Genomic DNA, 12,375 nt, shown 5'->3' with positions numbered 1-12,375 from the left:
GTTCCGTGGTAGTCTCATTTAAGGACAAGTTTTACTAGAAAAATAGAAAACGCTTTAATCTCTAAAAATGCCGTTCCTTACAAAGCATTAAACAGCATTTCGTGTTATAATAGAAGTCTATATTATTCGGTATGAGGAGAGCAATGGAAATCATAAAAGGAGTACATCTTCACTTCATTCAGTCAGAAAAATTTAAAACCAATAAAATTAAAGTGCGATTTTCAGCTCCTATGTCTGAAAAAACAATAGCTGGGCGGGTTCTTACAGCCAGTATGCTGGAAACTTCAAATGCTCTTTACCCAACATCACAAGCCTTTCGAGAAAAATTAGCAAATTTATATGGGGCTAATTACTCGACAAGCCTTTCGCGACGGGGATTAGTGCATTATCTGGATATCAATCTTTCTTTCGTGCGGGATCAATTCTTGAGCCGAAAAAATATGTTGGCAGATGAAATACTAGATTTTTTGAAGGCTAGTCTCTTTTTTCCTCTGTCAAATGGACAGGCTTTTGATACCAAAACCTTTGAAATTGAAAAGAGAAATGTTTTAACAGACTTGGAAGCTGAAATTGAGAATCATTTCTACCATGCTCACAGAGAGTTAAATAATTTATTTTACGATTTACCAGAAATGCGGATTCCACGCGTGGCAACAATCGAGCTAGTAGAAAAAGAAACGGCTGAAACTAGTTTCGCTGCTTTTCAGCAAATGCTAACTCAGGATCAAATTGATTTTTTCTTCATCGGTGACTTCAATGAGATTGCTGTTCGTGAGAAAATCCAAGAATTCCAGTTTTCTGAGCGAGAGCAACCTTTACAGCTTAGCTATCAGCAAAACTATTCAAATATAACTAGAGAAAAGCTGGAACAGCGAGATGTACATCAGTCGATTGTTGAACTGGCCTACCATTTTTCCAGTCAATATGGGGATCGCAGCCATCTGCCCCTAATTGTTTTGAATGGCTTATTAGGAGGATTTGCTCATTCTAAACTCTTTGTCAATGTTCGGGAAAAAGAGAGCCTAGCCTACACTATTTCTAGTAGTTTTGATATTTTTTCTGGTTTGATGCGAATCTATGCTGGAATTGACCGAGCAAATCGGACAAAGACCATCGCTTTAATCAACCGCCAAATTCTAGATTTGAAGCGGGGACATTTCACAGATGAAGAACTTGAACAAACCAAGAATATGCTGAAAAATTCAATCCTTCTGGCTCAGGATCGACAAAACACCTTGATTGAGCGTGCTTACATGTCCTCTGTTCTAGGGAAAAAATTTCTGTCACTAGAGGCTTGGCTGAAAGCATTAGAAAATGTCAGCAAAGCTGATCTTATAGAGGCAGCCCAGCAGTTGAAATTACAGGCGATTTACTTTATGGAAGGGAAATAATGCAGAATCCAGGTTTAGAAAAAATCAATTATATAGCCGTGGGAGAAAGCATCTATCGGGCGGTGCTAGCAAATGGATTGCAGGTTTACCTACTCCCTAAAAATGATTTTAATGAAACCTACGGCATCATCTCAACACATTTTGGCTCTGTTGATACTAAGGTTGTTTCACGTGAAACAAAGCAAGTCTCTCATTATCCAGCAGGGATTGCGCATTTTTTGGAGCACAAATTATTCGAGCGTGAAAACGGTGAGGATTTGCTGCTAGAATTTACTAAATTTGGCGCAGAAAGTAATGCCTTTACAAGCTTTACACGTACCAGCTATCTGTTTTCTACGACAAACTGTGTAGCAGAAAATCTGAAGCTGTTGCAGGAACTCGTTTCCCAAGCTAATTTTTCAGAAGAATCTGTTCAGCGTGAGCAAGGAATTATCCAACAAGAAATCGAAATGTACCAAGACGATCCAGATTATCGGCTCTTCTTTGGTGCTTTGAGCAATCTCTACCCTCAAACTCCACTAGCAGAAGATATCGCTGGAACGACAGAGTCAATCATGGATATTACTGTGGAAGATCTGACAGAAAACTTCGAGCTTTTCTACCGTCCGTCCAACATGACTTTATTTGTCATTGGAAATTTCGACTTGGAGTCCACTTTTGAAGACATCATACAAACACAAGAGACCTTATCTCCTAAATTATTAACTGAAACGATTGAAAAAGAGCCTCTCATCTTACAGCCAGTAATTCCAACTGCTACTAGTCGGATGGAAGTTGCCAGTCCTAAGTTAGCGATTGGTATTCGTGGCAAAGATGCGATACAGGATACGGAGCTTTATCGCTACAAAATTGCCCTGAAATTGCTTTTTGCCATGATGTTTGGTTGGACTTCCAAGCGTTTCCAGACCCTGTATGAAAATGGCAAGATTGACAATTCGCTTACTCTTGAAGTAGAGGTGGAAAAGGATTTCCACTTTGTCATCCTAACTATGGACACACAGGAACCAGTAGGGATTTCTCATCAATTCCGCTCAGCCATCCGGAAGTTTGCTCAGGATCCAGATGTCACAGAAACACATCTAGACACGATTAAAAGTGAAATGTTTGGAGATCTTCTGCATGGTCTGAATTCTCTTGAATACATGGCAACTCAGTATGAACCGCATTTAAAAGGTGAAAATCTTTTTGATTTACCTAAAATTTTACAGGATATCACTCTAAATGACGTCTTAAAAGTCGGATGTCGCTTTATTGACCAGTGTGATATGACAGATTTTACTATTTTCCCAAAATAGTTCCGAGTTTATTTCAAAATTTTGTTAGAATAATGTCTAAGAGAAAAGGACTATCCCTATGAGAAAAAAAACGATAGGAGAGGTACTCAGACTTGCTCGAGTAAATCAAAAACTTACTTTAGCAGATGCAGCCAAAAAAACAGATATAAAAACTGACTACCTAAAGGCTCTTGAAAACAATCAATACAAAAAATTTCCTAATACCTTTTACGTCCGTAGCCTGCTACGAAAATACGCTTGGGCCTTGGATTTAGACGAGACAATTCTTTTAGAGGCTTACGACACAGATAATACTGTCGTTTATGACGAAATTGAATTAGCTGAAAATGAAGAATTTCGAAGCAGAAAATATAAAAATCGTTCCTTTTCACTTCCGCTCTTTTATTTCCTAGTAGTTGCCTTGTCTATCATTATTTTTGTCACCTATTACGTTTGGCAATATGCAAATACAACTACTCCGCAGTTTACCAGCTCTGATAGTTACAGCCTCGTCTCTAGCTCAAGTCTCGAAGATCGTTCAAGTCCACCTGAGACCTCCACTACAGATTCTAGTTCAACAAAAGAAAAGCTGGAAGTCACTGGAGAAGGAAACTATTTAACTGCAAAATATCGCGGTGAGTCGCAAACTACTCAGTTAACAATCTCAGCAAGCAATACCTCAAGCTGGATTAGTGTGACAAATACAGACTTGGCAGCAGGTACAACCCTTACTCCAACCCAATCAAGCCAAACTGTGACACTCTCTCCCAATACAACTTATACAATTACCTTAGGAGTTGTAAAAGGCGTCACTGTCACTGTCGGCAGTCAGAAAATAGACCTATCTACCTTGACCAGTGACAGTGCTGTAATTACCCTTACAATTGAACCATAAAGGAAGAATGATGAAAAAAGAAAATATCCCCAACGCTTTAACCCTTGCCAGAATTGCCTTAATTCCAATCTTTATTTTGATTTTGACTTTTGGGCATTCGCCAGCCATGCATATCCTAGCTGGAATCATTTTCGCCCTTGCCAGCATCACAGACTACCTGGATGGCTATCTGGCTCGCAAGTGGCAGGTCGTGACCAATTTTGGAAAATTTGCCGATCCCATGGCCGATAAACTGCTGGTTATGTCCGCTTTTATCATGCTGATTGAAATGAAAATGGCTCCTGCTTGGGTAGTAGCTATTATCATTTGCCGAGAGCTGGCTGTCACTGGTTTGAGACTTCTTTTAGTGGAAACTGGCGGAACAGTTCTAGCGGCCGCTATGCCAGGCAAGATCAAGACTTTCACGCAGATGTTTGCCATCCTCCTTCTTCTGCTCCATTGGACTTTACTCGGTCAGATTCTCCTTTACATAGCCCTGATTTTCACTATTTATTCTGGCTATGATTATTTCAAGGGCAGTGCCTATCTCTTTAAAGATACATTTAAATAATATGGAAAATATCATTGAAGTAAAAAATCTTAGTTATCGCTATGACCATAAGTCTGAAGATTATATTTTAAAAGATGTCTCGTTTCACGTGAAACAAGGAGAATGGTTATCTATTGTCGGCCACAATGGCAGCGGAAAATCGACTACGGTTCGTTTGATTGACGGTCTTTTAGAAGCCGAGAGTGGCGATATCATAATTTCTGGAGATAAATTGACGGCTGATAATGTTTGGGAAAAACGTCGCCAAATCGGCATGGTCTTTCAGAACCCTGATAATCAGTTTGTTGGGGCGACTGTTGAGGATGACGTTGCATTTGGTCTGGAAAATCAAGGCATGGATTATCCCATGATGGTGAAACGCGTCCATGAGGCTCTGGAGCTAGTCGGCATGCAGAATTTTAAAGAGAGGGAACCTGCTCGACTTTCTGGCGGACAGAAGCAAAGAGTCGCTATTGCTGGCGTAGTCGCGCTCCAGCCAGATATTATCATCTTGGATGAAGCAACCAGTATGTTAGACCCTGAAGGGCGACTGGAACTGATTCGGACTGTCAAGGAAATTAAAGATAAGAATCATTTAACAGTCATCTCCATTACTCACGATTTGGACGAGATTTCGCTGAGTGACCGTGTCCTCGTTATGAAAAATGGTCAAGTTGAGTCAACCGCTACACCAAGAGAACTCTTTTCCAGACCTGATTTGGAAGACTTGGGCTTGGATCAACCCTTTGTCAACCAGGTCAAAGCTGCCATGATTCAAACTGGGCTAACTCTGCCAGAAACCTATTTAACTGAAAAAGAATTGCAGGAACAATTATGGGAATTATTCTAAATAAAGTCAGTTATACCTATCAGGCTGGAACTCCATTTGAGGGTCCAGCGCTTTTTGAAGTTGATTTGGAAATCAAAGATGGTAGCTATACTGCTTTGATTGGGCATACTGGTAGCGGAAAATCAACCATTTTACAACTCTTGAATGGCTTGCTGACTCCTAGTGAGGGCAGCGTGAAAGTCAATCAGGTCACCATTACTTCAAATTCCGTCAACAAGGACATTAAACAAGTTCGTAAACAGGTTGGTTTAGTGTTTCAATTTGCTGAAAGTCAGGTTTTTGATGAGACTGTTTTGAAAGACGTGGCCTTTGGTCCGCAAAATTTTGATGTCTCTAAAGAAGAAGCCGAGGCTTTAGCGCGTGAAAAATTAAGCCTTGTCGGCATTTCTGAAGAACTATTTGACCGCAGTCCTTTTGAACTTTCTGGCGGGCAGATGAGAAGGGTTGCCATTGCCGGAATCCTAGCAATGGAGCCTGATATCTTGGTTTTAGATGAACCAACTGCCGGACTTGACCCAGCAGGACGCAAAGAATTGATGGAACTCTTTAAGAAACTGCATCAATCTGGAATGACCATTGTTCTTGTAACCCATTTAATGGATGATGTAGCGAATTTTGCCGATACAGTCTATGTGTTGGAAAAGGGGCTCGTCGTCAAAAACGGTCAGCCTGCTCAGGTTTTTCAAGATATCGATTTTATGGAAAAGATTCAGCTAGGAGTTCCGAAAATCACGAAATTTGCCCAAGAATTAGCTGAAAAAGGAATGAAATTTTCTCATTATCCAATTACCATTGAGGAATTTAAGGAGATGATACATGGATAAATTGATTTTAGGACGGTACATCCCAGGAAATTCGGTCATCCATCGATTGGATCCGCGCAGTAAATTAGTGGCCATGTTCTTCTTTATCTTATTAATTTTCTGGGCCAACAATCTCATCACTAATTTGCTGCTATTTGTTTTCGTTTTTACTCTGATTTTTCTCTCAAAAGTTCCTTTGACATTCTTCCTAAAGGGAATTCAATCAATGGTTTTCATTATTTCCTTTACCACCCTCTTCCAGCTCTTTCTGACGGGGGGAGGCAAGGTACTTTTCCAATTTGGTTTCATTAAAATTACGGAATTTGGTCTTTCTCAAGCGGGGATTATCTTTAGTCGTTTTGTTTTGATTATCTTCTTTTCAACTCTGTTGACCTTAACCACAACACCACTCAGCCTTTCAGATGCAGTAGAAGCTCTACTAAAGCCACTCAAAGTCTTTAAAGTTCCTACGCATGAAATTGGCCTCATGCTTTCTATGAGCCTGCGTTTCGTACCAACTTTAATGGATGACACTACGAGAATTATGAACGCTCAGAGGGCTCGAGGAGTTGATTTTGGCGAAGGAACGATTGTTCAAAAGGTCAAATCAATCATTCCAATCTTAATTCCCTTATTTGCTTCTAGTTTCAAACGGGCAGACGCCTTAGCTATCGCAATGGAAGCGCGTGGCTATAGTGGTGGTGAAGGAAGAAGCCGCTATCGACAACTTTCTTGGAAAATGATTGACAATCTGGCTATTCTCTCTATTTTCCTGATCGGTATCTTGCTCTTTATCTTAAAAAAATAAAGAATAGTATAAGTTTGATAGCAATATTTTTGTTAGAGATCTAATGAAATACACTAAAAATCCTTTTAAAATAATATTTTTATGTGTAAATCTCAATATTTTTGTAATATTCGCACTTAAAATGTAATCTTTTAGTAATATTTAATGTGTATGATAGTATTATAACTAAAGGAGAAAACTTTTAAAATGAGTATGAAAGTGAAAAAATTGACTCTAGCAGGAACGATTGCTACAGCAACACTATTTGCATCAACTATTGTTGCTAGTGCTGAATCTTATACAGTAAAAGCTGGAGATACCCTATCAGAAATCGCTGAAAGTAAAAAAACAACTGTTGAACGTTTGGTAGAATTAAACAAAATTTCAAATCCAGATTTTATCATGACTGGACAAGTTTTGGAATTGGGTGATTTGAAAGATGTTGCAAAACAAACAACATCAGCACCTGCTGTCTCACCAGCGACACCAGCAGTCCCAGCTCCAGTAACTCCAGCTGCCCCAGTAGCTACGGAAACTCCAGTAACGACAGAAACTCCTGCAGTTACTGCAACTTCAGACTACTCTGCCTATTCATCAGATGTCGTACTCGCAAATGGTAATACTCCAGGTGCTGTAGGTTCTTACGCAGCTGCTCGTATGGCTGAAATGACAGGAGTGTCTGCATCTACATGGGAAAATATTATTGCTCGTGAATCTAACGGACAAGTCGATGCTTACAACCCATCAGGAGCAAGTGGTCTTTTCCAAACAATGCCAGGTTGGGGATCTACTGCAACTGTTGAAGATCAAATTCAAGCAGCTTACCGTGCTTACAGTGCACAAGGACTATCTGCTTGGGCTTACTAAAATAAGAAAAAATGACTAAAAATCTTTAGTCATTTTTTCTTACTCAAAGATACTATTTATTCTCCAAAAATTTCTTTTGAAAGTCTGCGGCCTGTAGGAGTTGTAGCTAGCCCTCCTTCAGCTGTTTCCCTGAAGGCAGTAGGCAGGCTAGAGCCGACCTGGTACATGGCATCAATGACTTCGTCAACAGGGATTTTGGACTCGATTCCGGCCAGAGCCATGTCCGCTGCGATGAAGGCATAGCTGGCTCCCATAGCATTTCTTTTGACACAAGGAACTTCTACCAAACCAGCTACTGGGTCACAGATCAATCCCAGCATATTTTTAATGACAAAACAGATAGCTTGACTCGCCTGAAAAGCAGAGCCACCAGCAGCCAAAACCAGGGCAGCTGCGCTCATAGCAGAAGCGGAGCCCACCTCAGCTTGACAGCCCCCTTCTGCGCCGGAAATAGAAGCGTTATTGGCAATAACCAAGCCAAAAGCGCCAGCAGCCAGCAAAAATTCTAATTGCTGTTCCTCTGTCAAATCTAATTTTTCAATCGCTGATGTAAGGACTGCTGGCAGACAGCCAGCGCTACCTGCTGTTGGTGTAGCACAAACCAAGCCCATTTTAGCGTTGTGTTCATTGACAGCAATGGCATTTTTTGCAGCAGTCAGCACAGTATAATCTGACAAGGCCTTCCCCGACTGGATATAATAGTGTAGCTTGGCTGCGTCTCCACCGGTCAATCCGCTGCGAGACTTGCTCTCGTCAAGCCCAAGAAGGACTGAGGCTTTCATCACCTCAAGATTTCGACTCATCAGATGTAAAACTTCGTCTCTTTCCCGACCCGTCAATTCATATTCGGTCGCAATCATTAATTCAGCAACATTGCCATTAAAATCTAAATCAGCCTGCTCAACTAATTCTTTTATTGAATAAAACATCTCTTCTCCTATTTAAAGAAATTGACATTATGGAGATAGGGGATTTTCCGAATCTCTTCGATAGCCTCTTCGCAACTACGACTATCCACCTCAATGATCATAATCGCTTTCTCGCCCGCTTTTTCTCTAGTCACCGTCATTTGAGCAATATTGATATTGTAGCGTGATAGAGCCTCCGTTACATGGGCAATCATACCTGGAACATCTTGGTGGACGATGATAATGGTTGGAGTATTCATGCTGAGAGAGACTGAGAAGCCATTTAACTCGGTCACCTGAATATTTCCACCACCGATAGACACACCCGTTACACTGATGCTTTTATGGGCGTTTTTAACCGTGATTTTTGTCGTATTTGGATGAGGAGCATTGCTATCTTTCTGAATAGTCCAGACAATCTTGATACCGCGTTTATGGGCAATTTCAAGGCTGTTAGGAATTTCAGGATCATCCGTATCCATTCCTAAAATACCTGCTACCAGAGCCAAATCTGTTCCATGCCCGCGATAAGTCTTTGCAAAGGAATTAAAAAGCTGGAATTCAACCTCGGTTGGTGTATCATCAAAAATAGAGGATACGATCTTACCGATACGCACAGCCCCTGCAGTATGACTGCTGGAAGGACCAATCATGACAGGCCCGATAATGTCAAAAACAGACTGAAATTTTAATGATTTCATAAGAAACCTCTTGAACATATTTTCTAAAATTATTATATCAAACTTATCAAATTCCTGCCTGATATCATACAAAAAAAGAGGACAATTGTCCTCTCTTCATTATTGGTAATTCGCATACCTGAAACTCTTTTACTCCGCCAGTAGGACTCGAACCTACGACATCATGATTAACAGTCATGCGCTACTACCAACTGAGCTATGGCGGATAGTATAGTCCGTACGGGATTCGAACCCGTGTTACCGCCGTGAAAAGGCGGTGTCTTAACCCCTTGACCAACGGACCATCTATGTTCTTTTCAGAACATATTCTATTATATCAGGTTTTGAATCTTTGTCAACAGTTTTTTATTTATTTTTTAAAATTTCTTTTAAATGTTTTGTTCTTAGCCTAGAAACAGGGCAACGGCGGCCTTCATAAAATATAATTTCCTTTGTTTTCTTATCATAATCGCAGATATTATCGATATTGACTAAGAAAGATTTATGGGAAGCAAAGAAACGTTGGGTTTTCTCATCCTGCTCTTGAACACTGGCAATCGTTCCATAAAATTCTTTTATAAAGTTTTTTCCGACCATCCGTAACTTATGAGAGGAACTTGAGGTTTCGATATACAAAATATCATTAAATGGCACGCGCACATCATTGCCTCGATAGCTGTATTCAAAGTAGTCAACCATATTGGTGTTTGTAATTAAGGTGTTTTTCGTATAAATGATACAATCTTTGATACGTTTTTTAAACGAATCATCGTTAATATCCTTGTCAATAAAATCAAGAGCTGATACCTTGTATTTGAAAGTCATGGTCGCAAACTCTGATTTTGAAGTTACAAAGACAATAATAGCATATGGATTATGATGACGAATAAAACGAGCGACCTCCAGTCCTTTGGTCTCTTCCCCTTTAATATCTATATCCAGAAAATAAATCTGATTGACATCTTCATTTTCGACGTAGTCCTTAAATTCCTGAATTTTTCCTGTGATTTTGACCTGGATATCGAGACCCATTTCTTCAGCAATCTCTGCTAAAGTTTTTTCCATGCGGAGTTGGTGGGCTAAGGTATCTTCTAATGCTAAGATTCTCATAAACTATTCCTTCTTTTAATTGTTAATACTTGGGTGAAATCATACTTACTTATTTCTGTATCTAGCATGATGTATTCATAATTCTCTAAAATTTCTTTCAGATTATTTAAACCTAGGCCTCTTCGATAACCTTTCGTTGAGAACTCTGGTTCATAAATTTCTTCTAAATCTAATTTTCTTTGCTTGCGGGAATTTTTTACAACAAAAATGATTTCCGTATCGAGTTGAACTAAAGTCACATGAATCATTTTTTCATAGCTTTCGATTGCGCCTTCAACAGCATTGTTTAGCAATATACTAGCCATTCTTACCACATCTAATAGCTTAATCGGTAATTTCTCAACAGGATCTTTGACTTCGAATGTCAAATCAATCTGGTGCTCACGCGCTTTGAATAAAGTCTCCGTCATAACGCTTCGGAGAGCTGAGTCACCAACATTGTTCAAATCAAAATAAGTGTATTTATCCGAGCGTAATTTTAAATTTGCATCAACTAAAACTTCTTGATATATTTTTTCAATTTCCTTGATATCTTGAGTATTGATGGCCGTCTGAAAGCTGGTCAGCATGCCAGCATAATCATGACGGAAACCACGAATTTCATTATAGAGAGAAACAATTTCATCTGTATACTGCTGCAGCTGCAACTGTTCCAATTCTCTTTGTCGAATCTCCTCTTCTTTTTCATACTTTTCCCGAATCGCCTTCAAATAGAAAAGAGTCGTCATAAAGATCAAGAAACAAATAGTCGCTAGCATACTGCTAAAACTATTAAAATGATCGTCTTCACTTAACCAATGAGAAACATTTAAAATGAAAATATCTATAACATAAAAAATATTAATTCTCTTAATTGTCTTTTTAAAGACCTCCTCTTTAAAATCACATGCGTAAAATGGTAAGTAGTCGATAAACTTAAGCATAAATAGAACAGAGATACTGTTTATCATGATATAAAAGACAGCCCAATTATCTTTTACAAATGAATCCCCTGTAATTGAGGAAATAATGACGGAAAAAAAGGTAGTAGAAGCCTGGACTGTTAAATAAAGGAGAAGAGATAGAAATATAGAGAAAAGAGTTGATAACTTCTCTTTTTTATAAAAATACCTGTAGAAAAAAAGAGGATAAATCAGTAGTAAAATAAAATACAGAACATGCCTTGACAAAGAAAATATAGATTCTAAATTTAATATGAGTAATGGTAATAAAATTAAGACTATAGCACACAGAAAAGTAAAGTAAAAACTAGATTTTACTTTATTGATCTTTTCATATATAACAATAGTGAAATATACTTCAATGGCGGCTTGCAATATCCAAAAAAATAATTCAAACATCATTCCATCTCCTCAGTTATCAATGTTATTTTTTCTTAAATTTAATTTTTAAGAAGATATTTCTTAAATCTCCTCCAAGAACTTCTTTAAGTTCTTTTTCATTCAAGACTGGGAATTGAGCGATTGTTTTAAAGTTTTTCTGAGTATTTTTCATATTAGATTCTCCTAAACATTTTTTCGTAAGTGTTACCTTACAAGATCTATTATAAATAAAATTTCAAATAATCTGTCATCTTTCCCTGAAATGTCATTTTTTATTCCTGAAATGTCGTTTTCTCAAAAAATATAATAAAAAAACACGAAATTTTTCGTGTCTGAATAGTGTATATTATGATCCCAGCAGGATTCGAACCTGCGACCGTTCGCTTAGAAGGCGAATGCTCTATCCAGCTGAGCTATGAGACCGATACCTTTTCATTCTATCAGAAAAATCTATTATCGTCAAGATTTACTTATGGTAGGGACTCCCCTGTTGAATCATGAAAGCACGGTAAATCTGCTCTACCAAAACGAGGCGCATCAATTGATGAGGCAGGGTCAATTTTCCAAAACTCATCAGTAGATTGGCTCTCTTTTTGACAGCAGGAGATAAACCCAAGCTGCCGCCAATCACAAAAGTAATGTCGGAAAAGCCACGGACTGTGATGTCACTCAAGATAGAACTAAACTCTTCTGAGGGAAATTGTTTTCCTTCAATAGCTAGAGCAACCACGAATTCTCGTTCAGAGACTTTTGCTAAGATCCGATTTCCCTCTTTTTCGAGGATTTGCTGATTTTCTAGCTCACTGGCCTTATCTGGTGTTTTTTCGTCTGCTAATTCTACAATTTCTAACTTAGAAAATCGACTCAGGCGTTTAGCATATTCAGCAATTCCATCCTTAAGATACTTTTCTTTTAATTTTCCAACGGTTACAAGCTTTATTTTCATATTTCCATTCTAT

At 38.7% G+C, this 12,375-nt stretch carries 14 protein-coding genes and 3 tRNA genes; 8 read left to right on the top strand and 9 right to left on the bottom strand.

Annotated features, from left to right (window positions below; all coding sequences use genetic code 11):
* The first annotated feature begins 143 nt into the window (after positions 1 to 143).
* From yfmF to D8791_RS10550, 8 genes are all read left to right on the top strand, one after another.
* Positions 144 to 1,391: an EF-P 5-aminopentanol modification-associated protein YfmF gene (gene yfmF, locus D8791_RS00170; protein ID WP_312023722.1), complete on the top strand. Its 1,248-nt coding sequence runs from the start codon at positions 144 to 146 to the stop codon at positions 1,389 to 1,391.
* On the top strand, positions 1,391 to 2,686 hold the full coding sequence (gene yfmH, locus D8791_RS00165) for an EF-P 5-aminopentanol modification-associated protein YfmH (protein WP_125445856.1): 1,296 nt from the start codon (positions 1,391 to 1,393) through the stop codon (positions 2,684 to 2,686). The genes yfmF and yfmH overlap by 1 nt, the downstream gene beginning before the upstream one ends.
* A 58-nt stretch (positions 2,687 to 2,744) precedes the next feature.
* Positions 2,745 to 3,560 carry a cytoskeleton protein RodZ gene (gene rodZ / locus D8791_RS00160; protein WP_125445855.1) on the top strand — a complete coding sequence of 272 codons (816 nt, stop codon included), beginning with the start codon at positions 2,745 to 2,747 and terminating at the stop codon, positions 3,558 to 3,560.
* Positions 3,561 to 3,570: 10 nt separating this feature from the next.
* Positions 3,571 to 4,110, top strand: a complete 540-nt coding sequence (gene pgsA / locus D8791_RS00155; RefSeq protein ID WP_125445854.1) for a CDP-diacylglycerol--glycerol-3-phosphate 3-phosphatidyltransferase — start codon at positions 3,571 to 3,573, stop codon at positions 4,108 to 4,110.
* A 1-nt stretch (position 4,111) separates the two neighbouring features.
* Positions 4,112 to 4,939 carry an energy-coupling factor ABC transporter ATP-binding protein gene (locus tag D8791_RS00150; RefSeq protein ID WP_185760517.1) on the top strand — a complete coding sequence of 276 codons (828 nt, stop codon included), beginning with the start codon at positions 4,112 to 4,114 and terminating at the stop codon, positions 4,937 to 4,939.
* Positions 4,924 to 5,763 carry an energy-coupling factor transporter ATPase gene (locus D8791_RS00145; protein WP_125445852.1) on the top strand — a complete coding sequence of 280 codons (840 nt, stop codon included), beginning with the start codon at positions 4,924 to 4,926 and terminating at the stop codon, positions 5,761 to 5,763. Before D8791_RS00150 ends, D8791_RS00145 begins: the two co-directional genes overlap by 16 nt.
* The gene (locus tag D8791_RS00140) at positions 5,756 to 6,550 is read left to right on the top strand and encodes an energy-coupling factor transporter transmembrane component T family protein (RefSeq protein ID WP_125445851.1); all 795 of its coding nucleotides are present in this window, start codon (positions 5,756 to 5,758) and stop codon (positions 6,548 to 6,550) included. The genes D8791_RS00145 and D8791_RS00140 overlap by 8 nt, the downstream gene beginning before the upstream one ends.
* Positions 6,551 to 6,736: 186 nt before the next feature.
* Positions 6,737 to 7,396 (top strand): LysM peptidoglycan-binding domain-containing protein, encoded by a 660-nt coding sequence (locus D8791_RS10550; RefSeq protein WP_005591387.1) that lies wholly within the window; start codon positions 6,737 to 6,739, stop codon positions 7,394 to 7,396.
* Between the two features lie 56 nt (positions 7,397 to 7,452).
* On the opposite strand, the gene sdaAA is transcribed toward D8791_RS10550, so the two are convergent.
* The 9 genes from sdaAA to rlmH all read right to left on the bottom strand — a co-directional run bounded on the left by sdaAA (position 7,453) and on the right by rlmH (position 12,362).
* Complete coding sequence (gene sdaAA / locus D8791_RS00130; protein WP_125445850.1) at positions 7,453 to 8,325, bottom strand: L-serine ammonia-lyase, iron-sulfur-dependent, subunit alpha; 873 nt, start codon at positions 8,323 to 8,325, stop codon at positions 7,453 to 7,455.
* A gap of 8 nt (positions 8,326 to 8,333) precedes the next feature.
* The gene (gene sdaAB, locus D8791_RS00125) at positions 8,334 to 9,005 is read right to left on the bottom strand and encodes an L-serine ammonia-lyase, iron-sulfur-dependent subunit beta (protein ID WP_061909938.1); all 672 of its coding nucleotides are present in this window, start codon (positions 9,003 to 9,005) and stop codon (positions 8,334 to 8,336) included.
* A gap of 132 nt (positions 9,006 to 9,137) precedes the next feature.
* Positions 9,138 to 9,211, bottom strand: a tRNA-Asn gene (locus D8791_RS00120).
* Positions 9,212 to 9,216: 5 nt separating this feature from the next.
* Positions 9,217 to 9,288: transfer RNA gene (locus D8791_RS00115), tRNA-Glu, on the bottom strand.
* Between the two features lie 62 nt (positions 9,289 to 9,350).
* Positions 9,351 to 10,094 (bottom strand): competence system response regulator transcription factor ComE, encoded by a 744-nt coding sequence (gene comE / locus D8791_RS00110; RefSeq protein WP_061909940.1) that lies wholly within the window; start codon positions 10,092 to 10,094, stop codon positions 9,351 to 9,353.
* Complete coding sequence (locus D8791_RS00105) at positions 10,091 to 11,437, bottom strand: sensor histidine kinase (protein ID WP_374756243.1); 1,347 nt, start codon at positions 11,435 to 11,437, stop codon at positions 10,091 to 10,093. Before D8791_RS00105 ends, comE begins: the two co-directional genes overlap by 4 nt.
* Positions 11,438 to 11,459: 22 nt before the next feature.
* Positions 11,460 to 11,588 carry a bacteriocin gene (locus D8791_RS00100; RefSeq protein ID WP_005591382.1) on the bottom strand — a complete coding sequence of 43 codons (129 nt, stop codon included), beginning with the start codon at positions 11,586 to 11,588 and terminating at the stop codon, positions 11,460 to 11,462.
* A gap of 177 nt (positions 11,589 to 11,765) precedes the next feature.
* A tRNA-Arg gene (locus D8791_RS00095) sits at positions 11,766 to 11,839 on the bottom strand.
* Between the two features lie 43 nt (positions 11,840 to 11,882).
* Positions 11,883 to 12,362: a 23S rRNA (pseudouridine(1915)-N(3))-methyltransferase RlmH gene (rlmH, locus tag D8791_RS00090; RefSeq protein WP_125445849.1), complete on the bottom strand. Its 480-nt coding sequence runs from the start codon at positions 12,360 to 12,362 to the stop codon at positions 11,883 to 11,885.
* Positions 12,363 to 12,375 lie beyond the last annotated feature (13 nt).

Origin of the sequence: Streptococcus cristatus, assembly GCF_003943515.1 — a bacterium.
GTDB classification, from domain to species: Bacteria; Bacillota; Bacilli; order Lactobacillales; family Streptococcaceae; genus Streptococcus; species Streptococcus cristatus_D.
Note: the sequence above shows the minus strand (reverse complement) of the source record. Positions and strands in the feature narration are given on the sequence as shown.